The following is a 22,516-nucleotide window of genomic DNA, read 5'->3' as shown; positions in this document are numbered from 1 at the left end:
AGCCGGTCATGACCGAGATCGAACGCAGCGACAGCGGCGGCGGGCTGGTGGCCACTGCGGTCGCGGTGGCCGGCGATGCGGTGCGCTACGGCGTCCTCCTCGTCCAGCTGGCCGCCGCCGGGATGAAGCTGCGCGGCCTGTCGGAGCAGGTCCGCTCCACCTACCGCTACGTCGAGGGCTGCTCGGAGTCGGTGGACCGCCTGGCCGACCAGATGGCCGCACTGGTCGTCGACGTCGACACCGTCGCCGAGCACCGCGACGCCGCGGCCGTGATGCGCAGCGTGCTGGAGGAGGCCGAGGCGATGGCCACGAGTCTGGAAGACCTCTCGGTGCTCTTCGAAGCCACCGCCGCCGCCCACCGGGCCGACTACGGCTCGGTGGCCGGGGCGGCCAACGGCATGCCCGTTCCCATGGCCGACGCCCAGTTCTACAGCAACCGCTGACCCCTCCTGGAAGGAGACCAACAGTCATGTCCGCGCCGCGCTCGCTGACCATCGAGATCCCCGACACCCCCCACCTGCAGGACGCCCGCCGCCGCATCGACGTCGTCCGGGACGCCACGGGGCGCATCACCACCCTTGCCGGGACAACCGCCGCCGGCGTCGTCATGATCGCCCCGGAGAACTTCGGGCCCGTGCTGCTGGGCACCGCGGCCGTCACCGGCGCCGGACTGCTCGGCCTGCGGTTCGGCCAGCCTTCCGGCCACCAGAAGGCCACCACCTCGGTGCTGTACCTGATGCCGGGCATCAGCCTCTCCGCCCTTCTGGTCGCCGAGCGTCTCATCACCGGCGTGCACTGGGGCGAGGCCCTGGCCCTGGCCGCCTGGACGGTCGGCACGTGGCTGTTGCGCCCGGCCCGCACCGCCCGCCGCATGGTCTCCCCGCCTCCGCCGCCTGCGGCCGTCGTCTCAGCGGACGTGGTGCTGCAGGAGGTCTACGACCACCCGGCCGCCGCCTGGTGGGCGCAGCGCGTCGCCACCACCGGCGGCGCCGCCCCCGGCACCCGCCTGGAGGCCATCGAGCAGACCGGCGAACAGACGATGCAGGCCGTCATCCGCGCCACCTTGCCTGGCGAGCCCGTCCCGGACATCTCCATCAAGCGCCTCAGTGCGTTGATGGACGTCCCCGAGGACCTCATCAAGGTCACCCCCGTGCCCGGCCGGGGCGCCGGGGTGCGGCGGCTGAGCATCGGCCAGACCGCCGAGGAAGCAAGCGACGACCCCGCCGAGATCTGGGCGCAGCAGATCGCCCCGGCCGCGATGCCCGGCGCCGTCATCACCGGCATCCGCGTCGGCCGCCCCACCACCGCTGCGGCCGAGGCCGAGCGGCCCTCTCTCGTCAAGAACTCCGACACCACCGCCCTCGTTTAAGGAGAAGCCCCGTCATGAGCATGATGCTGCTGGCCAACGCTGAAGAGATCGTGGAGCTGCGCATCGAGGTCCCCCAGGGCCAGGTGATCCGCTACGACCTCACCGCCCTGTGCTCCGCCCTGGACATCGCGGACCCGACCAGGATCGCCGTGGAGACCGACGGCGTGCGGCGCGGCCTCATCACCATCTACCCCTCCAACCCCCTCGCCGAAGTCCGTCCCGTCGCCCGCGAGGACCTGGTGATGGACAAGGCGGGCCGCATCACCGTCGGCCGCTACCACAACGGCCGCCCGGTCAAGAAGCGCCTGTTCGACGTCAGCACCGGAAGCGCGCAGCGCTTCCTGCTGTTCGGCACCACCGGCGCCGGCAAGAGCAGGACGCTGCAGCTGGAGCTGGCCGCCGAGAAGATCAACGGGATCGTGGTCTGGCTCGCCGACCTCAAAGGCGGCCAGTCCGTGCCCGAGGCCAAGGACAACGTCGACTGGCCCGGCGACAGCCTGGAGGAGGCCATCCTCATGCTGCGCGCCGCCGTGGCCGTCATCGAAGACCGCCGCGCCCGCTACAGCGCCATGGGCCGCTCCGCGTTCGTGTTGAACGACCCCGACCCGCTCCTGCACGTCCGCATCGACGAAGCCAACCGCCTGCTGGAGAAGGGCAGCGCCTACCGCGACGAAGGCACCTACCTCATCCGCGAGATCGGCCGCACCGGCCGCTCCGTCGGCGTCGGTATCGGCCTGGCCGCGCAGGCCTCCCACCTGGAAGAGCTCGGCGGCTCAGACACCCTGCGGGCGATGCTGAAGGAGGGCGAGGTCACCCTGCTGCGCTGGTCGTCGTCGATGATGCGCCAGCTCGTCTCCGACGGGCTGCTGCCCGCCGGCGAGCAGCTCATGCCCATCCCCAAGACGCTGCGCGCCCGCGACCTGACCAGCCAGTTCGACGTGGACGAAGACGACGACGAAGAAGACGGGCCCGGCACCCAGGGCACCGGCTACCTGCTGTCTGGCCCCCGACCCACCTCGATGATGCGCCACTTCCGGATCGGCCCCATCTCCCCCAGCCCGGGCCTGGACCCCGAGATCCTGGCCCTCTACGGAGACGACGAGCCGCCCCGTCTGGAGGCCGCTTCTCACAAGGCCGCGGGCGAGGCCTACAAGGCCCGCCACGACCGCGAGGCCATAAAGAAGCTGTGCGACGAACTGCGGGGCGAGCAGCCGCCGCCGACCGCAGCCGCGGCCGCCACGGACGGCACGCCGCCCAGCGGCGGCAGCCCCGCCGCAACCCGCCTGGACGACCGCGTCCTGGCCGTCCTCGGCAAGGCCGAGAACCCCATGGACGCCGAAGCCATCTTCGAGGCCGTCAACGCCGACGGCGGCAAGACCGTGCGCCTGGGCTCGGTGCGCAACGCCCTCATCGGCCTGGCCAACAACGAAGCCGTCACCCGCCCTGAGCGCGGCCTGTACGCCCCCGCCTGACCCCGGCCCGGCCCGCACCCCGCGGATCGGGCTCTCTCCGGCCCGCCGAGTCACACCAGCTCCGCAAAAAAGATTCCGGCTCGAGCTCACAATCCGCCCGATCCCCACACCTTTCTCTCTTCAGACACTCCAAGGAGAACCTGATGACCGACACCACGACCCGCGAGCCGATTGGCGACTACGTCTGGGACAGCGCCGCCGAAGTCGTCGACTGGCTCGACCGCCACAGCGGAGACGACGACCTGCAGCAGACCCTGCGCCTGCTCAAGATCGGCGAGGAGTACGGCGAGGCCATCAGCGCCTGGATCGGCCTGCAGGGCCAGAACCCGCGCAAGGGAGTGAACGCCGACCTCGCCGACGTTCAGGGCGAGCTGTGCGACGTCATCCTCGCCGCCGCTGTCGCGCTGCTGAGCATTACCCGCGACACCACCACCGCCGTCAACCTCTTGGCTGGCCGCGCCGACGACGTCCTGGACCGCATCACCGACTGAACCCCGGCCCGGCCGCCCGGCCGGGCTCTCTTCGGCCGTACGAGTCACACCAGCCCCGGGAAGCCGAGATGACCAGCACACCACCGCTCCACCCGCCCGCCGCCGACGTCACCGGAGCCGCTCGCATCCCCCTGCAGGCGGCCACGTCGGCGCTCCCGGCGGGTCCGCAAACGGCCGATAAAAGCCGGGACCCCGATGTCACGATTCCCCACACCGCCTGTCACGTCATGACCGATAAGTGCATGAACGCGAAGAATCGATCGGTTCGCCTGCCGGGCGGGTTCGTGCCACGCGACGTAAGCACACCCGATGGTCCATGCTGCCTGCCGACGCATCTGACCAGGCCGTATGGCCCTCTCGTCTTTGCAGAAGGAGCGTGGCCGCACGGCCGTGAGCCGAAGGCCTTGACGACCGAAGCCACGCCCACCGCGCGACTTCGACGTGGCGGCACTGGCGTGTCAGGTGCCGCTGAGGTTGCTGTGGGTGTAGCGTGCCTCACGGGACCTGCCGTGATCCACTCGCGGCACAATCCCCTACAAAACAACAACGACGACTCGTCGCCCACCGGAGTAGCAGCCGGTGAACAGCGACTCGTCGTCGTTGTCTGGAGCAAGAACCCTGGCCGGGGTTCGAGCTCCGAGCTCCACCGCAGCTTTGACCTACAACAGCGGAGCTACGAGCATGAGGGTACCTGCCCTTGCAAGAGCCGCAACACGCGGCACGCCGATAACGGCGCAAACCTCGAGCGCGCCTCCCGCGCCGAAACCCTCGTTTTCTCTTACCGCCCGGCTGTCCGGCATGCCTGCGTGTCCATATGCGCCGCTGCTGGGACGCTGGGCTTCTTCGTCTGCGCCGAACGCGGGAGTGATCGTGATCTAAAAGCAGAAGAGGCGCCCGCCCCTGCCAGGAACGACGCCTCTACCCACTCAAAATCCACCGTCCCGAGGACTGCCAATCCTCATCTGGGACGGATCTCCGACCGCTTGCCGGCGGCCGGTTCACCACCAGAGGGCTTTTGCATGCCCACTGGCCCTTGCCACGAATGGAGCCCACGATAGCACCGCTTCGTGAGGCCGGCCCAGACCGCCCCGAGACCAGGGGCGGTCAGACCGCCTCTGATCTCCAGATCCCTGGGGAAGTCTTCCCAGGTCAGCCGCTGATACGCACGACGGGCGCGTCGGCGGTCGAGCCGTCGGCCGAGCGCGCTGCGGCCGCGCAGACGTGGGCGGCCCTGGCTCCGCTTTTGGCGGGCCGTGCGGTGATGCGCCGCTCGCCCGATGGCGGTAAGACCTTCCCGCGCTGCAAGGACGAGGGCCGCAGGCGTCTGGAAGTGGCGCTGAGCACCGAGTTGCCCAGCCAGCCCGCCACCATCCCCGTCGGTGACGTGCACGCCGGGACGGGCCGGATGGTGGTGCTGGATGTGGACATGGGTCGGGTGCCCGAGCAGATCACCGATCGGCGCGGTCACCTGGTGCAGGTGGTCGACCGGGTGGCCGTCCTGCTGGGTCGGGCGGGCTGCCGCTACATCCTCGACCGCTCTCCCAGCGGAGGCTTCCACCTCTACATCCCCTTCTCCCTGCCGCGGCCGTTCCGGGAGCTGCGGGAGCTGGCCGAGGCGCTTTCTCGCCGTTTCCCGGTCATCGACCCGGCGCCGATGTATCAGCCCGACTCCCAGATCCGTCCCCCCGGTGCTGCGCACAAGGTCCGCGACGGCCGTCTGAGCGGCTACCTGCGCCTGCACGGGATGAGCCTGGCCGCGGCCGTCGACGTCGCCCGTCGCCCCAACGGCGCGGCGGCGTGGAACGCGCTGCACGAGGAGCTGGAGGCCGAGCTGGCGGCCGCGGCCCGCGGCGGCAACGTGCTGGTGCCCTCAGCGGGCAGCTGGGCGCCGGTCGACGGGCGCGGCTACCACTGGTCCCCCCGCCCGGGCGGCGCCCGTCCGCTGCCGCCCCGCCTGGAGGAGTTGGCGCGCACCGGCGACCACGCCGCCCACGGCTACGCCACCCGCCACCAGGCCCGCATGGCCCTCTTCGGCGCCCTGTTCTACCGCGGGTGGCGCTTCCACGAGGTGGAGCAGTCCATGGCCCCCGGCGGGTGCTGGCCCGGCCTGGCGGTGCTGTGGGAGCGCAAGCGCGGCTGGCGCGGCAAGAGCGCCGCCGAGCACCTCTGGCAAAAAATCGCCGGTGAGACTCGAAGGGGGGAGGCTGGCCCAGATTCCTACACCAGTGGGCTTGTTCCTACGCCGCCCCCCTCCCTGCCCGCAGAAACAACCGACGACCCTGACAACGTAAAGCTGCTGGGTGATCTCCCCGTCCGGCACCCCGTCGCCTACGGGCAGCTGACCCAGTACCAGCAGATCCGCCAGTGGCACAACGCGGTCCGCATCGCTCAGCAGGACCCGGAGATGCTGGCCGAGTGGGGAGGGGCTGCTGCCTCGATCCTGTCCCTGCTCAAGGCCCTGGGCGCCGCGGCGCAGATGTCGGGAGCGACCACGATCGAGTTCGGCGCGCGCAACCTGTCACTGATGACCGGAGTCCACTACACGACCGTCGCGAGCCTCCTGCAGACCTTGGCGAGCGGACCGAACGCGTTCGTGGACCTGGTGCGTCGCGGGCGGCGCGAGCAGGCCGACGCGTACCTGCTGGTCATCCCCAAGAAGTACGAGAGCGAGGCGGCCTGGAGGTCGTGGCGAGCGGGCCGGATCGAGGCGCTGCACCCGGTCTTCCTGGTGCTGAAGGTGCCGGCCAGCCTCGTCTACGACGCCCTGGGCACCACGCCCCTCTCCCCGGCGGAGCTCGCCCGCGTCACCGGCCTGGGCTCCTCCACCGTCACCCGGGCGCTGACCCGGCTGGCCGAGCACGGCCTGGCCGAGCGCGCCGGGCCCGGCCTGTGGCGACGCGGCCGATGCACCCTGGACGAGGTCGCCGTCGAGGTCGACGCCCTCACTCGCCGCCAGGAGCTCATCGACGCCCACCAGGCCGACCGCGCTATCTGGCGCTCCCTCATCGCCAGCTGGGACGCCACCATCGAGCAGGCCGCCCAGAAGGCCGCCGCAGCCCAGACAGCCGAGCCGACCGAGCAGCCCGCCCGGCGCGGCCGACCCCTGCCGCCCGGCGCCAAGCGAGCGCCACGCCACCTGAGCGCCCCTGCCCGCATCCGGCCCATCACCCAGGACGAGCTGGAGCAGGCCAAGGACGCCGAGATCGAGGAGATCCTGGCCCAGGCCGCCATCGAGCTGCAGGAACTCGTAGCCACCGACATCGCCTACGCCCGCGCCCTGGCGGCCGCCGACCACACCGAGGCCCTCGCCGACGAACAGCTCCTGGCCGCCGAACGCGACGACTACGAGACGGGACTGACCGAGATGCGGCTGCAGCGCGAGCAACCCGACCCGCTGCAGCCCGCCCCCGGCTGATCCGTCGCGACGGCCGCCACGAGTTCCGTGCGACGAATATCGACGCGGGCCCGGGTGTTTCATCGGGCGAGGCCTCGCCGCCGACGCGCGACGAAAGGAGGAGGAGCGGCGGTGACCGCCGCGGTCAGGTCCAGGCGCCGGCCCGCTCCAACACCTCCCGGGCCTTGACCAGGGCATCGAGGTCGGCCGCGTCCCCGCCGAGGTCGGGATGGCAGCGTTTGCTGGCGGCCCGGAACGCCCGCGTCAGCGGCACGGTCCCGTCGTCGACCAGGTCGGCGAGCCGGAACACCGTGGCCCGCGCGTCCTCACCGCCCGACCAGGCTGCCCCCGCGGAGCGCTGCCACCAGTCGTCCTCCCACCGGCGCTGCTCCTCCTAGTCCTGGCGCCAGGCCTGCGCGCCCCAGGCCGTCCATTCCTCGTGTCGGGCCTTCTGCGCGCGCAGGTGCCGGGCCCGCGCCGTCTTGGACATCGGCCGCGTCAGCCGGTGGTTGCGCTGCTTGCAGGCGTCCGAGCAGTACCGCGGCACGGGCCCGGTGCGCTCGGCGCGCTGCCACACCCGCGAGCACGGCTCGTGCCAGCAGGCCCGCGAGGAGGATTGGAACGGCCAGTAGGGATCCAGCCCACATAAGGTCAATTTCCACAACGAAACCACGTTTCCGCAGCTCGCTGCTTTGGCCGACGGAGTGAGTTCCACGATGGGCAGCGCTGGTGTGCGACCGGACCAGTATCGTCGCAATATGCCCGAGTTGATCGAGCCGACCGCTCGTCTGCACTCCGCTTGGCTGGAGGCGCATGAGGAGTGGGGGTCCGGCGTCCACGAGGACGGTTTCGGGCTGGAGCCGGGAGACGAGGTCGAGTCGGCCTCCGGGTTCGCGGACTGGGTGGCGAGACTGGTCGGCCAGGCGCAGGCCGAGCGGGCGGGGTGCACGTACCGCTGGATCGTCGAGGACCACCGGGTGCTCGGCGGGATCGCGTTGCGGCACGAGCGCAGCGCGTTCGGGGACATCGGTTATGGCGTCCGGCCGTCCGCACGAGGGCGCGGGTTGGCCACCTGGGCGCTGGGCCAGATGTTGAAGGAGGCCCGGGCACTGGGCTTGGATCGGGTGCTGCTGGTCTGCGCAGACGACAACCTCGCCTCGGCGGCGACGATCGAGCGTAACCGCGGTGTCCTTGAGGGAGTGCGGAACACCGGGCTCGGTCCGGCACGGTACTACTGGATCGAGCTTCAGCCGGATCAGGCATCAGCTTCCTGATCACCGCACCCCGGTGGCACGGTCAGGCGGAGCCGGCGCCTCACCGGACAGGTCGCTCGACCATTCCATGTACGCGATAAGAGGCTGCTACCACGAAAATCGGGCCCGGCGGCTGCTGCTGACCTGTGCTTCCACCACCGAGGTGACCGCACGACTTGGACCCGTTATCCGGTACGTCGGCCGCTCAAGATCCACCTGTTGTGGGTTCTGGGCGTATGTGGGCTGGACCCCCTGAGCGGTGTGGACCTACGGACCACGAAGCTGAACCGCGCGAACCTGAGCGGCGCGAACCTGAGCGGCGCGAACCTGCGCGGCGCGGACCTGAGCGGCACGAACCTAGGCGGCGCGAACCTAGGTGGCGCGAACCTGAGTGGCACAAACCTGAGGAACGCGGACCTGAGCCGCATCGACCTGAGCCGCATAGACCTGCACAGCGTGGACCTCACCGGTGCGCGAAGGCTGTCGCCTGGGTAGGTGTTGTAAATCGATCGATTTACAACACCCAGGCGTTAGTCCTTATGTGCCTTCGTGATCGGCATCGCCCAGCTTTGCGCCGCGCAGGTCCGCGCCGCTTAGGTCCGCGTCGCCTAGGTCCGCGCCGCGCAGGTTTGCGTCGCGTAGGTCTGCGTCGCGCAGGTCCACACCGCGCAGGTCCATGCCGTCCAGCTTTGCGCCGCCCAGCTTTGCGTCGCTTAGGTCTGCGTCGCGCAGGTCCACACCGCGCAGGTCCATGCCGTCCAACTTTGCGCCGCGCAGGTCTGCGTCGCGTAGGTCTGCGTCGCGCAGGTCCACACCGCGCAGGTCCGTACCGCCCAGCTTTGCGCCGCCCAGCTTTGCGCCGCGCAGGTCCGTGCCGCCCAGCTTTGCGCCGCGCAGGTCCGCGCCAGTCAGGTCCGCGCCGCGCAGGTCCGCGAAGTACAGATTTGCGTCGTGCAGATCCGCGCCGCTCAAGTCCGCGCTGACTAGATTGGTGCGGGCCAAGGTGATGCGGGACAAATCGAGTTGGTGGAGGTCTAGGCCTGACAGGTCGGAGTGGAAGAAGTTGTTGTCGTGGGAGCGGCGGCCCAGGACCGCCAGGGCGGCGCGCAGGTCGGCGCGCAGCCGGTAGCGCTGGGGGTCGGCCTCGGGCAGGGAGCGACGGGCGTCGTCGTCTTCGAGGTGTCCGCGGACGAACGTGGCCAGGACTTCGGCAATGACCGGGTCGTCGCGCATCGAGTCGGTGGCGATGCGCTCCAGGGCGTAGATGCCGCCCAGGCGGATGTCGAGGCTGTCCTTGTCACCGAGCTGGGTGATGGCGGCGGTGTAGCGGCCGGTCACCATGCCCTGCTCAGTCGCGGCCGCGGTCTGCTGGGCGGCGGCGCTGCTGGCCAGGGCGGCGTGGGCGGTGCGGGCGGTGAAGTAGATCGCGATTAGGGCGATCAGCCCGGTCCCGATCGCGATCGCCCGTCCCCGCACCCGGTCCAGTGCCTCGGCCCGGTCCTTGCCGGTCAGGCCCTTGACGCCGTCAGCGCTCTCCAGCACCCAGAGCGCGCCCGGCCCGATGGCCACCCACAACACCAGGGCGACAGCCCCGGCTCCCAGGACACTGACGGCTACCCACTTGGCCGCCCTTCCGACCCACCCACTTGCCCATATCTCGCTCCACACGCCTCTTGCCCATATCCAGCTCCATATCTCGCTCCACACGCCTCTTCAGACGCACCCGGGCGGCATTTCGCCCACCGACGAGGATTTCTCCGATGCCCGGGCGGCCGCTCCGCCTTCGGCGGCACCATCGGCCTCCTTCACCAGACCATCGGCCGATGACCTCACCCCGGCGTTCAACACCGCGCCAACAGCCGCATACTCGGCCAGGCGCGGTTTCCCGTGTTCGGCCGCCTGACGGCCTGGGGGGTCGGTTCGTCGGCTGCTTGCTTCAGCACACCTGGCTGTCTTGGTGGGAATGGCGGAGGTAGTCGCGGACGGCGGGTTCGGGGATGCGGAAGCTGCGGCCGACGCGGATGGCGGGTAGTTCGCCTGCGTGGACTAGCCGGTAGATCGTCATCTTGCTGACGTTCATCATGGTGGCGGCCTCGTTGACCGTGAGGAACACGGGCAGCGGTTCGGGGGCGGGGAGAGGAGGCGCGGGCGGCGCGGCTTGGGGGAGCGGCCCTCGGGCGCGCATCGCCGCGAAGATCGAGGACTTCACCGCAGCCAGATCGGCCTCAGCGCGGATGCCGACGACCAGGGTCTCGTAGTTGTCGCGCAGGACTTCGTCAACGGTCTCGTCGCTCATCGGAACTCCTTTCCCTGCTTGTCCCACCATGCGGCCAACGCGTTGCGTGCATGGCGCAGGTGGGACCGTACTGTGCTCGGCTTCATGTCGAGCAGGCAGACGATCTCCCTCGTGGTGTAGCCCTCCAGGTCGAGGGTGAACACCGTGCGGCTCCGGCGGGGGAGCTGGTCGAGCGCGGCACGGATGAGCGTTTGCCCTTCGAGTTCACTTTCTCCGGGAAGCCGGGAGACCTCCGAGGCTCCAGCGTCCTGCGTGGGCAGCTCCCTGCGGTGGCCGCGTTTCAGCAGGTTGGTGACGATGGCCCGCAGGTAGGGGGTGGGCGCCTTGACCGGTCCGTGCCGCTGATGGCGCAGGTAGAGGTTGACGAACGCCTCCTGGACGATGTCCTCGGCCTCTTGAACCGACCGGTTGTTCACCAGGCACAGTGCCATCAGCCGCGGCCATTGGGACTCGATGAGCTTGCCGTAGATGCTCTCCAAGTCCGCATCGTCGGAAGACGATTCCGGATCGAGCGCGGCGGCGGTCACCGGCGACCTCGCATCGTCAGCCGGCTCCCGTCCGTCCGTTCCTCGACCAGCATGTGGCCCGGCGGAAGCTTCCGGATGACGGCAAGCAGGGTCGTCCGGCGAGCTCGCTCCGCCAGAACCTGCACCGCCCCGGTGACGAGCGGGACCAGCAGCTGGGTGAGCGCGGCGAAGACGACCACCCACTCACCCGGCGCCAAGGAGAGCATCCCGAACACCTTCCCCTCATTGTCGACGCGGCGGGCCTCGGTGCCTCACCGCCACCATCACCCACAAAGAGGCGAGAAACCTGCGAAGTGTGCAAACCGAATCTGCTGCGGGATTGTGCATGCTCTGCGGGCTGGTCTTGGATGCGCGCAAGGGGCGGACGCGCAGAACGACGAGGGGGAGTCTCGATGAGCTCGCGGTTACCTGACCAGCTCATCTCGATCAGCGATGCGGTCGTCGTTGTAGTCGGTCGCATCCGCCGGTGATCTTCAAGTTGCCTACGGCCTCGCCTCAGGCCGAACTTCACCGGTCGCGGCTACAGCTCTGCCGGGTAGGCGTTGTAAATCGATCGGTTCTCGAAGACCTTCCTCAAGCCGCCGGAGGGACGGCGAGGTCGTCCTGGCGGGTGTTGAGAAACGTGTCGCCGTCCCGAGGCGTTCGTCAGCTGCGGCAGCACCCTTTTGCGACGTCGTCATCTGGCTGGTGTGCGATCCCGGAGCCGGACGTACAACGTTAAGGCGCCGGGCAGTTCCTGCCCGGCGCCTCGTTGTGCTTACGTGGTGGTCTTGGGGGTGAAGACGCGGTTGAGGAAGTCCTTGAGGACTGCTTTGTCGAAGTCGCCGTCCAGGGACAGGGCGGTCGCGATGGAGCGCTCGGTGACCTCACGCGAGATCTCCAGCTGGCGCAGGGTCTCACCGATGATCTGCTCGACGGTCAGGCGGGCGGTGGTCGGGTCGTGGCGGATCAGCCAGGCGAGCATCTGGGCGACGGGGGTGCCGATCCCGTACCAGGGGAGTTCGCCGCCGGTTTTGTTGCGGAGTTCCTTGGAGTAGGAGAGTTCGTATAGGAAGGCCTGGCAGATGGTGATGGCCAGGTCGTGGCCGCCGGCCAGCTTGGGGATGCTCGCGGCGACGTCCCAGCTGAGGGTTGGGGTGTCGGTAAGACTCGTGCAATCAAGTACAGGCGTTCGCATCTCTCCAGGTCAGGCAGGGCTTCCTGACCGGACAGAAGTAGCTTGTCTGCAGTCTTCGACGCCTGCGAGCAGTGCCCTCACCTGCATGAACGTCAACGCGTGCACCTCATGACAGCCTCGTTACCGACACCCCGACACCGGCCAGGACGATCCGTCACCGCCGAGGCGGCACGCGACGGGCGTGGCCGCCCTGCGCTCAGCCCTCGGCGTGCAGGTCCAGGGTCCCGTCCGCAGCGGTGCGGACGTCCAGGCCTTGCCAGTGGTACAAGTCGTCCGTGAGCCCCTTATAGCGGTACTGGCAGCGGAATCCAGTGGAGGCACCGACGTCCACGAGCGTCACCGCGGGGATCTCGGTGCAACGCCGCTGCTCGCGCGGAAAGGAGGCCAGGACGGCCGCATGAACGGCCTCCTCGGTCAGCAGGGCCCGCAGTGGGGTGGCCCGGAACTGCAGGTGCTCCTCACCGGAGTGGTACCACGGCGCATCCCATTCGATCTCGGACAGCACGGTCACCTTCCAGGGCACTTCGACGCCCCTGTAGGTGACGGTGCAGCGCAGGGTCCGTCCGGGGGCCGGTGCGAAGTCCTCGTCCTCGCAGCTTCCCGTCGTCGGGGCGAAGATCCGCGGCATCATGATGGTCTGCTTGCGCACCTCCCACAGCGCCCGAGCGGCGAACCCGCCCCGCGTGGGCCGCTTGGGCAGCAACTCGTCCACCGCGATGTGGTCGGTGGTCTCCGGGGCCGAGGTCACCCGGACCGGAAGCGGCCGATCCCCGGCCGCCGGTGTATCCCGGGCCGCCGGCGTATCCCGGGGCTGCGGTGCCCGCCCCGGAGGTGCCGATGGTGCGGCTCCAGCGCAACCCGCGGCCAGGAGCCCGGCCGACACGACGGCCGTCAGGGTGCGGGCGGTATCGACCACCCTGCCGCGGGCGGTCTTGCCCCGCCCGTCGCCGGTGCCCGGGAACCGCACCGTGATCCCCATCGCGTGCATATCCGCCCCCGTTCCCGACCGTACCTGTGGCCCGCGCAGGCGGGACGTGTCCAGGACACCGACGCTAGAGGGCGGCGCGCCCGCGGGTGAGGGGCAGGTGTCCCGGCGGTGTCCCGGATCACGGCCCTCCACTCGGGTCGGGAGTCAGGGTGGGGCCAGCGCCGGTCCGGCAGCGGGCGTCCGGACGGACGGCCGGTCGATGCCTCGCGCTCCTCGCGCATCTCGACCAGGCAGGCCTCGTAGTCGGCGCGTTCGGCCGCCAAGAGGAGTTCGTCCTCGACGATGACGGCCTGGTCCTCGGCGATCGCTGCGGCGACGTCTGACGGCACGGCCGCCACCTCCCGCCGCACGAGGGGTGTCGGTAACGAGGCTGTCATGAGGTGCACGCGTTGACGTTCATGCAGGTGAGGGCACTGCTCGCAGGCGTCGAAGACTGCAGACAAGCTGCTTCTGTCCGGTCAGGAAGCCCTGCCTGACCTGGAGAGATGCGAACGCCTGTACTTGATTGCACGAGTCTTACCGACACCCCGATTCCGTTGAGGGTTCTGGGCTCATGTGGGCTGGCCTTCTTCCCCTGCCGACAACCATGCCTCCGGCAGCAGCAGCCCGGCAGGGATTTCTTCCCCTGGGCCAGGCAGCTCGTTCAGCCGTTCACCGACCGCTTCTCGGAAGTCGACCGTGCCGCCGGTGAACTCTGCGTCCACGAAGTCGACCGTGCCGCCGGTGAACTCCGCGACTACGAAGCTGACTTCGCCGCTGGAGAACTTTGCGCCCCAGAAGCTGACCTCGCCGCCGGTGAACTCCGCGCCTCCGAAGTCGACCGTGCCGCCGGAGAAGTGGGCGCGCCAGAAGTCGACCCTGCCGCCGGTGAATTCTGCGTCCACGAAGTTGACCTCGCCGCCGGTGAACTCTGCGTCCCAGAAGCTGACCTCGCCGCCGGTGAACTCCGCGCCTCCGAAGTCGATCATGCCGCTGGAGAAGTGGGCGTCGCGGAAGGAGATGCGGCCGGTGGTGAAGCGGGCTTCGTGGAGGTCGGCGCCGTCGAAGATGACGTCGGTGAAGTCGAAGTCGTGGCCGCACCAGCAGTGGGGGTGGTCATCGGGGAGGCGTAGGTGGTTGCCGATGAGGCGCAGGATGGTGTGGCGGACCTCCCGCTGGAACTGGAAGGCCTTGCGGTCCTGAAGGTCTCCGTCTTTGCCGGGGTCGGGGTCATACGGCAGGCGCAGGTAGGCGCACAGGACGTCGATGCAGGTCTGGCGCATGGTGGGTTCGTCGTCGGCGATGCCGACTAGGGCGTGGACGCCGCCGAGCTGGATGGCGGGGTTGGTGTTGCCGAGCTGTTCGACGGCGGCGGTGAACCGGCTGGTGACCAGGCCCCGCTCGGTGGCGGCTGCGGTGCGGATGGCGGCTCGGGCGGTCTTTTGGGAAGCCTTGGCGCTGTCGAAGGCGGCCTGGGTGGTGCGTTCGGATGCCTCAGCGGCACGGTGGGACGCCTCAGAGCTACTGATTGCAGCCTTGGCCGTATCACGGGCGGACCTGGCGTTCGAGGCGGTGTAGATGATCGCGATGGCCGCGAGGATGCCGGTGGCCAGTGCGGTGAATCGGCCGCGGGCCTTGTCCAAGAGGGCCTGGCGGTCCTTGCCGGTCTCCAAGTCCTTGGCGTCCAGGTCGACGCCGTCGACGCGCTCAACCCACCAGGCTGTGGCCGGCCACAACAGGAAGAACAGGAACGCGAGCGCGGCCGCGATGCCGAGCCCGATCAGCACCCGCCGCTTCCATGGTCGTTCCGGCCGCTGGGCGGGCTCGGGAACGTCAGCGGGCGGCGGCGTGGCAGGGAAGTCGCTCACTCCTTATCCAACAACACCTACACCTGGGAAGATGCCGCTGTTCAAGATCCACCCATTGTGGATTTTGGGCCCATGTGGGCCCTCCGCTCGGGTCGAGGTCCCGGTAGCAGCGGCCGTGAATCCACCGATGTAGTCGCTGACCTGCGCGGACTCGCCGAGGGGAACTGTCACCGGTCCTTCGGGCAGGGCTCCGTCTGTGCAGGTCAGAGATAGATCCGTTGGATTTTCGGCGATTGCTACCGGGACCCCTCATCGGCACTCCCGACGGCGTCTGCCTGGACATGGACCCGCAGCGCTTCTTGCGAGCCGGGGAGACGCTGCGCACCTGGATGATGCCTGGCACCTACTGGACGCCGCCGCTCAGGGATGAGCGGCATGGTAGGCGTTCAGAGCATGCTGCGCCCATGTGCGGCGCTGGGCGAAGACATTTTGGACGCGGGGATCAGATCGTGGGAGCTTGGTCCCGTTCTCCAGGATTGCCCCGGGGACCTCGAAGTTGTAAACGACCTCGTCGCAGGCGGCGTTCACCGTCACCGCGGGGTTGATGAGGACGGCTCGGACGCCGGAGAAACCGGATGTCAGTTCATGGGCGAGGTAGTCGAGCTGGGCGTCCATATTGAAGATCACGCGGGCGCCGAGACCGCTTCCGCCGAATGGATGGGTGAAGAGTTTGGCGCGTCGGCTGCCAGAGGTCCATTGGGCGAGGCCGATGCCGGGCAGCGCGGGACCGATGTGCGCGGCGGCGTTGCGGTTCATGATGTCATCTGGTTCATGGTCGGTCATCACGCCCTGGAAGTTCTTGGAGCGCATCGGAGTATCGGCATGGCTCCCTTCGACACGGGAAGGGACCACACCGGACTCGGCCCCGAGGTTCCCGGCGAGCCCGGCTGCTCCGTTCACGGTGTATCCGTAGCGTTCGACGAGTCGTTCCATGACGTAGAGGAAGCGCCGGTCGATGTCGAGTAGTTGCCAGCGGTCGACCCAGCTCCAGTTGATCGTGGCGTCTAGGTTGGCTTGGAATTCTGCGGGGAGGGCGGGCCAGAAGTTGGCGATTTCGGTGGGCCCTACGTCTACAGCGTCGTTGGCGATGTTGTAGCGGAGGTAGCGGTTCTTCTTGAAGAAATAGGCATGCCCGTCGCCCCAGTTGATCGTGGCGTCTAGGTTGGCTTGGAATTCTGCGGGGAGGGCGGGCCAGAAGTTGGCGATTTCGGTGGGCCCTACGTCTACAGCGTCGTTGGCGATGTTGTAGCGGAGGTAGCGGTTCTTCTTGAAGAAATAGGCATGCCCGTCGCCCCAGTTGATCGTGGCGTCTAGGTTGGCTTGGAATTCTGCGGGGAGGGCGGGCCAGAAGTTGGCGATTTCGGTGGGCCCTACGTCTACAGCGTCGTTGGCGATGTTGTAGCGGAGGTAGCGGTTCTTCTTGAAGAAATAGGCATGCCCGTCACTCATGGAATCTCCATCTATCAATGCAAACGGAGGCTTGATGAATTCGATGAGCCGGACGGCCGGACTGCGAGTCTCCGGGTGAGTGAACCGGCGAGTGCGGGGGCAGGGCCCGGGTTTCCCCGGGCGGGAGCGTCCTGCCTGGCCGTCAGAGGAGCGGGTCCGGACCGTAGCCATTGAGGCCTGCGGCGTACACCTCCTCGTTCAGCTGCCTCAGTGTGCGCCGCACGTCGGTCTCCTCTTCGAGGGGGGCAGGGGCGGAAAGTGAAGACGCAGTCGACGCTGGGGCGACACCTCCCGAACCCCCCGAGGACAGGGCCTTGAGGAGTTGTTCCAGCAGTTGGCGGATATTGTCGTTCGGCGATGCGAACGACGGGGATACGGGCTCTAGGGCGCGCAGGGCGTCGGGCATCCCCGCACCGGTCCGGTGCGGGTCGCCGAGATCGATCGGGGTGCAGCTTTCCTTCAGGACCTGGAACAGCCGGTCGACACGGCGGGCATCGCGGCGGGCGTATGCGCTGCGGAACTCATCGCGAGCCGAGAGCACGAGTGCGGCTAGCCCCGTGACATGGGGGGCTGCCATGGAAGTCCCGTCCCAGACGGCGTAGCCGCCGTCGGGCACCGACGACAGGACCGCCACACCCGGTGCGCAGACATCGACCTCCGGCCCGTGGCAGGAGAACTTCGCGGCGAAGTAGCCCTCGGAATTCGCCTGGCCCAGCACCTCGCCGGCGTGGGTGCTCTCCTTGGGGTAGGTGCCGATCTTGCCGATGGCCGCCACCGACAGCACATCCGGCAAGTTCCCAGGGAAGCTGACCGCGCCGGCGGTGTTGCCCGTTGCGGCTATACAGGCCACCCCCGCCTGCCGAGCCGCAGCGATCGCTTCCGCGACGTCGGAGGAGAACCCCTGGGCGCCGAGGCTGAAGTTCATCACATCGATCTGCTGGTCGATGCAGTAATAGACGGCGGCGACGAGATCACTGAAGTAGCCACCCGGGAAGATCTTGCAGGCATGGACCTCCGCCTCCGAGACGAAGCCGTAGATCCCCTCTTCCCCGGTGCCGGTGATCACGCCGGCGCAGTGGGAGCCGTGCCGGACGATGTCCACGGCCCATCCTCGGGGTGCGTGATCGACGAGGTCGACACCTGCGGTGACACGGCCCAAAATGGGGTGCTGGACGTCCACCCCCGAGTCGACGATGGCGATCTTGACGCCTTTGCCGCGCAGGGTCGGACTTATGCGGTCCAGCGACATGGCCTGCGCGCCCCAGCTGAACATCCGCTGCTCCGGAAAGCCGGGAAACGTATCCGAAATGCTTCTTTTCAGGGAGACGATATTGTCCTGCCCCACCGCCAGGGAGGGGCGGTTCACCTGGAGGCTCCAGTACCCTTCAGCCGGCAGGAACTGGACATACTTAATTGATTGCGGAGTCTCCCCGATGAGAGTTATCGATGTCCGTCCGTCATTTCCCGTAACCCCCTGGGAAAAGCCCTGGTGCCCCACGACGATGACCGTTGCGGCCGGCAGAGGCTCCCCTCTGGTGCCACGGACCAGAAAAGTGACGGTGAGGTGCAGGCCGAGCGGCTGCAGTGGCCCGGCGGATCGACTCTCCGAGATGACGGGCGCCTGGGCGTAGGAGAGCAGCCGGTCGGTCTCGATGCGCACCTGCGGGAGCGACTGGCGCAGCGTCTTGGCGTAGTCGACCTCCATCTCGCAGACCAGGAGATCCGTGCCGGGCATCTCGCCCGTACCGAAAGGGGTGATGCGAGACGGTGCCAGACGCTGCTTCACCTCGACGTTCGGATCGGACTCGAGCATCTGGAACAGGGCGGACGGGCTCAAGGGAGGTACGTTCACCCCCATCGGCGTGAGCTGCGCCGCCGGCAGGGCCTTGACCATGTAGCGCTGAGGGCGGGAGGCCAGCTCGCCCGCCTCGGAAGGCTTCGCTTCGTTCGCCTCGGAGGGCTTCGCTCGGCCGCGCGGCCGACCCGTCGGCTTGCTGCTTTCTTTCTTATCCCTGTCAGTCATGGGATTTCCCTTGTGCTAGAAATTCAACTGGTCACATGATCGGAATTCATATGATCTGGTCCTCTTCGATCTCGAGGTCTCTCCCGAATCTCCGCCGCAGCACCTCGGCGTGGGCGGGAGAGGTCTCCAGAACCAGCAGGACCGGTGCGTCGGGGTTACCGATCGCACGTATGAACCTGACCTCGGGGTCCGCGGCGAGAGATTCGGCTGCCTGAGCCAGCAGGATGGAAGGACCGTGGTCCGCATCACGCATGACATATCGAGTGCCTCCGGACCGGCCTGCGGCCGGTCCGGAGCCAGATGAACTACCCATCTTCAACGGGGACCGATTCGCCGAGATACTCGAGTATCTTCGCGATGCTCTGGGCGAGGTAGAGCGACTCCTGATATTTCTGAGCCCGGTATAGCCGTACCGCCCCCAGCGCCACCGGAACGAGTCCGGCGAACTGCGGCCTCTGCGGAACCGTCCTCTGTAGCCAGTTGTTGACGCCCTCCAGGACGATGCGACTCTGCGCCTTTGACTGATCGCCGAAGGGCACCGCACCGTCACCAACAGAACCGGCCATGGTATATAGGTCGGACATCTTTGAGGTCATCTTCCGCCTCGCCTCACAATCCCAGCAGCGAACACCTCGCCACCGTCACGCCCGCGCCCAAGGCGGGCATCCCCACATGTTGGGACCGAAGAGCGAGGACGGGGCGACCTGCCCTGACGGACCCTGCTGCTGCAGAAGGCTGAGAATTCCCGCGATGATTGGGATGAACCAGGCAGCCGGGTCCACCTGTCCCCCGCCCGAGGTGGTGCCCATGGGCCTGACCTGTCCCGAGGGGCCCTGCTGCTGGAAGAGACTGAGGATTCCCGTGAGGACTGGGATGAACCAGGCCGGGTCTACCTGGCCCCCGCCGGAGGTGGTGCCCATCGTTCCGACCTGTCCCGAGGGGCCCTGCTGCTGGAAGAGACTGAAGAGTTTCTCCAGGAGCGGGAGGAGACCGGCCGGGTCTACCTGGCCCCCGCCGGAGGTGGTGCCCATCGTTCCGACCTGTCCCGAGGGGCCCTGCTGCTGGAAGAGACTGAAGAGTTTCTCCAGGAGCGGGAGGAGACCGGCCGGGTCTACCTGGCCCCCGCCGGAGGTGGTGCCCATCGTTCCGACCTGTCCCGAGGGGCCCTGCTGCTGGAAGAGACTGAAGAGTTTCTCCAGGAGCGGGAAGAGACTGGCCGGATCCATCTGCTGAGCAGTTTGGCCGGAATGGATCTGCGATCCGTAGTCGGAAAACGAAGGTGCGCTTTTTTGCGTGGTTGCGCTTGCCATATTCTCCCCTGAGTAATTCAACTCTCTCGCTATGAGAGAGGCTTTTGTTCCGTCATAATGGGAGTTCCACCTGGTCACCCCCACAAACCCGCCTTCTCGTGTCTTTGTCGTATATTCGCGAAGGTCGCATAGATCTTATGTAAGCAACGAAGCGTGAACCTCGCGGCGAGGGGTAAGGGAGAATGTCGATGCGGGAGGAGGGCCAGTGGGATGAGCCAATGCCGCGAACCCGGCGCGGGGCAGCTTGTTCACTTCGGGGTATCGACAAGACTTGTGCAACCAGACATCCGATCTCTCTAAGCCGTCAAGCTGCGGCCTGGAGACGGATGCCGAACGCGGCGTTCTCGTCGTAGAGCTGCCCGGTCTGAAGGCAGTGGTGGAGGCATCCGAGCGTTCGGCTGAAAGTGTTGCGCAGGGCGCTGGAGTGCCGGTTGCCGATGGCGTGCCGGTGGTCGTAGTGGGCGCGTGGACCTGCCGACCGCAGCGAGGCGAAGGCCCAGACGAAGCCCGCGGCCGCGAGTCGCTGGTTTTTGACCTTGCGGTGGTGGACGACATAGCTCTTGCCCGATGCCAGGGTGATGGGCGCGGAGCCAGCGTAGGCCTTCACTGATCGTGCGTCGGTGAATCGGTCGCGGTCGTCGCCGAGCTCGGCCAGGACGCGGGCGCCGTTGAGATCGCCAAGGCCTGGGAAGCTGGTGATGATCTCGGCGTCGGGATGCTGGGGCGAAGGTCTCGGCCGTGGTCTCGGCAAGCTGGTCAACGGCCTGGCAGGCGGCGTCGAGCTGGAGGACCAGGGCCAGGGCCTGCGTGCCGAAGGCGTTCTTGACCATCGGCAGTTGCCGCGTCTGCGGCTCGCGGAAGACCTCGTGCAGCCGGTCGGCCCAGGCTTGGAGGTTCCGTTCCCGGCCCGAGCAGCGCAGGACGGTGATGAGCCGCTGCTTGGTCAGCTTCGCGGCCCGGTTCGGGGTCGGCGCGACGGCCAGGACGGCGCGGGCCTCCCGGCTGGTCAGGCCGATGTTCTTCAGCTGGAACGCCGCGAGGGCCGCCGGAAAGTACTCGCGCAGGAGCGAGCGGAACTGGTTGGCGAGCTGCTGCCGGTGCCAGGAGGCGTCCTGCTGGCACCGGCCAAGATCGCGATGGCCTGGACGAGTTCGGAGTCCTGAGGCAGCGGCCGATGGTACTGGGTGTCATCTCGCAGGATGTTCGCCAAGGTCAGTGCGTCGGCGTGGTCGGATTCCGACCGGGCGACGGTGTGGCGTTCGCGGTAGCGAGCGACTGCGAGCGGGTTGATCGCGTAGGCGGTCCGGCCGGTAGCGCGCAGGCAGGCGACCAGCAGGCCGCGAGTGGACTCGATCGCTGCCACCGCACCCACCACCATTACGAAGACCGCCTCCTCGTAAGCCGGAAAGAGACAACGACAGGCCGAAAGGGCGACCGCGACCCAGCGGGAACCCCCGACTACCCCGTCTAGCAACGACCAGGCGATGTTTCATAAGCGATCGCCTATGAAACACCCCGAACGGTGAAGCGCGAACAGGGCGAACGCACCCCGAAACCGTTTCATGAGTCGTTTCAAATAGATTGACGATTGAAACACACACATGAAACGATCGGGGGCATGAGCGACGACAACCACCTCCTGGTCGAGGCGAACGACTGCCCGATGTCCTCGTGCGCGGCCCCGGCCGGCTCTCCCTGCCGGACCGGGAAGGGGAAGGTGGCCGCGCAGTACCACACCGCGCGGTTCCGGCTCGTGCCCTCGCTCGCCAAGGCGCTCAACGTTCCGGTCCCGCCGGTGCGCAAGCCCGGGACGCTGTGGATCGAGCTGCCCCGCCCCGCGGCCGCCGACACCCGGTCGGCCGGGCACGTGCGGATCGGCTACGCCCGCGCCTCCACCGCCCGCCAATCCCTGAACCCCCAGCTCGACTCGCTCAAGGCCGCCGGCGTCACCAAGGTGTTCACCGAGAAGGTCTCCACCCGCGCCGCCCAGCGGCCCGAACTCGACAAGGCTGTGGAGTGGGCGCGGGAGCTGCGCACCTCAGGCTTGGACGTCACCTTCGTGGTCCACGAGCACAAGCGGCTCGGCCGCGGCCTGCAGCTCGCCGAGCTGGCCGAGCAGCTGCGCTCCTACGGCGTCGCCCTGCAGTTCCTCACCGGAGAGCTGCAGGGCAGCCACGACCCGGGCGGCATCGTCTTCACCGTCCTGGCGGCCCTGTCGGGGATGGAGCGCGAGTACATCCGCGAGCGCACCCTGGAAGGGCACGAGTCCGCACGCGCCCGCGGCAAGACCATCGGCGGCGCCGCCGTCGGCGATGAGGCGATGCTGTCGATGGCGCTGCACCTGCGCGGCCAGGGCAAGAGCCTGCGCGAGATCGCCGCCCAGCTTGTCATCACCAAGGGAAAGAAGCGCGGCCAGCACCCCTCCCCCGCCACCGTCATGCGGATGCTGCGCGACCACGACGCTGCGACCGCCGCACCGGCCGATCCCGTCCAGGCCCCGCCGCAGGCCGAGCACGTCGCCCTGGCCGTCGAAGCCGCCCAGGTTGTCGACATCACTGCGCAGCAGCCAGACGACGCCGGCGACATCGAGCGCCGCATCCACGACGCCTACTGGACGCTGGCCCGCCAACCCTTGGACTGGATCTACCTGACGCGGATCCGCACCCTGCTGAACGGCGCCGACCGCCAGGCCGTCGACGAGGCGCTGCAGCGCATGGAGCGCACCCCTTACGTCCACCTCGTACCCGAAGCCGACCAGAAGCAGCTCACCGCGGACGACCGCGCCGCAGCCGTGAGCATCGGCGGCGTCCCCAAGCACATGATCGCCATCGAGTCCCGCTGAAGGCCTGGACGCCTCGGACGAGGTCGGATTTTTGAAACCGCCCCTCCTGGACTCTCCTCTGGATGACTGGACGACAGG

The 22,516-nt window shown here is 68.2% G+C and carries 24 protein-coding genes and 1 pseudogene; 9 read left to right on the top strand and 16 right to left on the bottom strand.

Annotated features, from left to right (window positions below; genetic code table 11):
• The first annotated feature begins 8 nt into the window (after window positions 1-8).
• The 5 genes from C2865_RS38665 to C2865_RS38645 all read left to right on the top strand — a co-directional run bounded on the left by C2865_RS38665 (window position 9) and on the right by C2865_RS38645 (window position 6,747).
• A complete protein-coding gene (locus tag C2865_RS38665; protein ID WP_106403760.1) occupies window positions 9-443 on the top strand; it encodes a hypothetical protein in 435 nt (144 codons plus the stop codon).
• A 26-nt stretch (window positions 444-469) separates the two neighbouring features.
• Window positions 470-1,369: a hypothetical protein gene (locus C2865_RS38660; RefSeq protein WP_106403759.1), complete on the top strand. Its 900-nt coding sequence runs from the start codon at window positions 470-472 to the stop codon at window positions 1,367-1,369.
• Between the two features lie 14 nt (window positions 1,370-1,383).
• Window positions 1,384-2,841, top strand: coding sequence for a transfer protein (locus C2865_RS38655; RefSeq protein ID WP_106403758.1), 1,458 nt, complete (start codon window positions 1,384-1,386; stop codon window positions 2,839-2,841).
• A 143-nt stretch (window positions 2,842-2,984) separates the two neighbouring features.
• Window positions 2,985-3,332, top strand: a complete 348-nt coding sequence (locus tag C2865_RS38650; RefSeq protein ID WP_106403757.1) for a MazG-like family protein — start codon at window positions 2,985-2,987, stop codon at window positions 3,330-3,332.
• A 1,261-nt stretch (window positions 3,333-4,593) separates the two neighbouring features.
• On the top strand, window positions 4,594-6,747 hold the full coding sequence (locus C2865_RS38645) for a MarR family transcriptional regulator (RefSeq protein WP_198653902.1): 2,154 nt from the start codon (window positions 4,594-4,596) through the stop codon (window positions 6,745-6,747).
• A 124-nt stretch (window positions 6,748-6,871) separates the two neighbouring features.
• Here C2865_RS38645 and C2865_RS39835 read toward each other — a convergent pair whose 3' ends face one another.
• Both C2865_RS39835 and C2865_RS38640 read right to left on the bottom strand, forming a co-directional pair.
• Entirely contained in the window at window positions 6,872-7,036 is a 165-nt protein-coding gene (locus C2865_RS39835; RefSeq protein WP_157964105.1) for a hypothetical protein, read from the bottom strand.
• 84 nt (window positions 7,037-7,120) lie between these two features.
• Window positions 7,121-7,303 carry a hypothetical protein gene (locus tag C2865_RS38640; protein ID WP_106403755.1) on the bottom strand — a complete coding sequence of 61 codons (183 nt, stop codon included), beginning with the start codon at window positions 7,301-7,303 and terminating at the stop codon, window positions 7,121-7,123.
• Between the two features lie 181 nt (window positions 7,304-7,484).
• On the opposite strand from C2865_RS38640, the gene C2865_RS38635 reads away from it, so the two are divergent.
• Both C2865_RS38635 and C2865_RS40405 read left to right on the top strand, forming a co-directional pair.
• Entirely contained in the window at window positions 7,485-8,000 is a 516-nt protein-coding gene (locus tag C2865_RS38635; protein WP_106403754.1) for a GNAT family N-acetyltransferase, read from the top strand.
• Window positions 8,001-8,240: 240 nt separating this feature from the next.
• Window positions 8,241-8,474 carry a pentapeptide repeat-containing protein gene (locus C2865_RS40405; RefSeq protein ID WP_198653901.1) on the top strand — a complete coding sequence of 78 codons (234 nt, stop codon included), beginning with the start codon at window positions 8,241-8,243 and terminating at the stop codon, window positions 8,472-8,474.
• 42 nt (window positions 8,475-8,516) lie between these two features.
• Here C2865_RS40405 and C2865_RS38625 read toward each other — a convergent pair whose 3' ends face one another.
• The 13 genes from C2865_RS38625 to C2865_RS40400 all read right to left on the bottom strand — a co-directional run bounded on the left by C2865_RS38625 (window position 8,517) and on the right by C2865_RS40400 (window position 20,347).
• The gene (locus C2865_RS38625) at window positions 8,517-9,548 is read right to left on the bottom strand and encodes a pentapeptide repeat-containing protein (protein WP_157964104.1); all 1,032 of its coding nucleotides are present in this window, start codon (window positions 9,546-9,548) and stop codon (window positions 8,517-8,519) included.
• A 367-nt stretch (window positions 9,549-9,915) separates the two neighbouring features.
• Window positions 9,916-10,098: a helix-turn-helix domain-containing protein gene (locus C2865_RS41245; protein ID WP_456297950.1), complete on the bottom strand. Its 183-nt coding sequence runs from the start codon at window positions 10,096-10,098 to the stop codon at window positions 9,916-9,918.
• A gap of 173 nt (window positions 10,099-10,271) precedes the next feature.
• Window positions 10,272-10,754: an RNA polymerase sigma factor gene (locus tag C2865_RS38615; protein ID WP_157964103.1), complete on the bottom strand. Its 483-nt coding sequence runs from the start codon at window positions 10,752-10,754 to the stop codon at window positions 10,272-10,274.
• A gap of 44 nt (window positions 10,755-10,798) precedes the next feature.
• Window positions 10,799-11,008 (bottom strand): hypothetical protein, encoded by a 210-nt coding sequence (locus tag C2865_RS38610; RefSeq protein WP_157964102.1) that lies wholly within the window; start codon window positions 11,006-11,008, stop codon window positions 10,799-10,801.
• Window positions 11,009-11,559: 551 nt separating this feature from the next.
• Window positions 11,560-11,979, bottom strand: coding sequence for a hypothetical protein (locus C2865_RS38605; RefSeq protein ID WP_106403749.1), 420 nt, complete (start codon window positions 11,977-11,979; stop codon window positions 11,560-11,562).
• Between the two features lie 196 nt (window positions 11,980-12,175).
• Entirely contained in the window at window positions 12,176-12,727 is a 552-nt protein-coding gene (locus C2865_RS38600; RefSeq protein ID WP_106403748.1) for a hypothetical protein, read from the bottom strand.
• 791 nt (window positions 12,728-13,518) lie between these two features.
• Window positions 13,519-14,814, bottom strand: coding sequence for a pentapeptide repeat-containing protein (locus tag C2865_RS41240; RefSeq protein ID WP_232836055.1), 1,296 nt, complete (start codon window positions 14,812-14,814; stop codon window positions 13,519-13,521).
• 360 nt (window positions 14,815-15,174) lie between these two features.
• The gene (locus tag C2865_RS38585; RefSeq protein WP_198653900.1) at window positions 15,175-16,263 is read right to left on the bottom strand and encodes a phage tail tip lysozyme; all 1,089 of its coding nucleotides are present in this window, start codon (window positions 16,261-16,263) and stop codon (window positions 15,175-15,177) included.
• A 142-nt stretch (window positions 16,264-16,405) separates the two neighbouring features.
• Window positions 16,406-18,286, bottom strand: coding sequence for a S8 family peptidase (locus tag C2865_RS38580; RefSeq protein ID WP_106403745.1), 1,881 nt, complete (start codon window positions 18,284-18,286; stop codon window positions 16,406-16,408).
• A 46-nt stretch (window positions 18,287-18,332) separates the two neighbouring features.
• Window positions 18,333-18,539, bottom strand: a complete 207-nt coding sequence (locus C2865_RS38575) for a hypothetical protein (RefSeq protein ID WP_106403744.1) — start codon at window positions 18,537-18,539, stop codon at window positions 18,333-18,335.
• Window positions 18,540-18,591: 52 nt separating this feature from the next.
• The gene (locus C2865_RS38570) at window positions 18,592-18,882 is read right to left on the bottom strand and encodes a hypothetical protein (protein WP_157964101.1); all 291 of its coding nucleotides are present in this window, start codon (window positions 18,880-18,882) and stop codon (window positions 18,592-18,594) included.
• Window positions 18,883-18,927: 45 nt separating this feature from the next.
• Window positions 18,928-19,596: a hypothetical protein gene (locus tag C2865_RS38565; protein WP_157964100.1), complete on the bottom strand. Its 669-nt coding sequence runs from the start codon at window positions 19,594-19,596 to the stop codon at window positions 18,928-18,930.
• 304 nt (window positions 19,597-19,900) lie between these two features.
• Window positions 19,901-20,347: a transposase gene (locus C2865_RS40400; protein ID WP_198653899.1), complete on the bottom strand. Its 447-nt coding sequence runs from the start codon at window positions 20,345-20,347 to the stop codon at window positions 19,901-19,903.
• Between C2865_RS40400 and C2865_RS41235 the strand changes: the two genes are divergently transcribed.
• Window positions 20,295-20,759, top strand: coding sequence for a hypothetical protein (locus C2865_RS41235; protein WP_232836054.1), 465 nt, complete (start codon window positions 20,295-20,297; stop codon window positions 20,757-20,759). The genes C2865_RS40400 and C2865_RS41235 overlap by 53 nt on opposite strands.
• A 14-nt stretch (window positions 20,760-20,773) precedes the next feature.
• Here the strand turns inward: C2865_RS41235 and C2865_RS41770 are convergent.
• A pseudogene (locus tag C2865_RS41770) lies at window positions 20,774-20,974 on the bottom strand (IS110 family transposase); the annotation flags it as partial.
• A 240-nt stretch (window positions 20,975-21,214) separates the two neighbouring features.
• On the opposite strand from C2865_RS41770, the gene C2865_RS38555 reads away from it, so the two are divergent.
• Complete coding sequence (locus C2865_RS38555; protein ID WP_157964099.1) at window positions 21,215-22,438, top strand: recombinase family protein; 1,224 nt, start codon at window positions 21,215-21,217, stop codon at window positions 22,436-22,438.
• Window positions 22,439-22,516 lie beyond the last annotated feature (78 nt).

Origin of the sequence: Actinocorallia populi (genome assembly GCF_002995495.1) — a bacterium.
Lineage (GTDB): Bacteria > Actinomycetota > Actinomycetes > Streptosporangiales > Streptosporangiaceae > Actinocorallia > Actinocorallia populi.
This window is presented reverse-complemented; position numbering and strand designations above follow the sequence as displayed.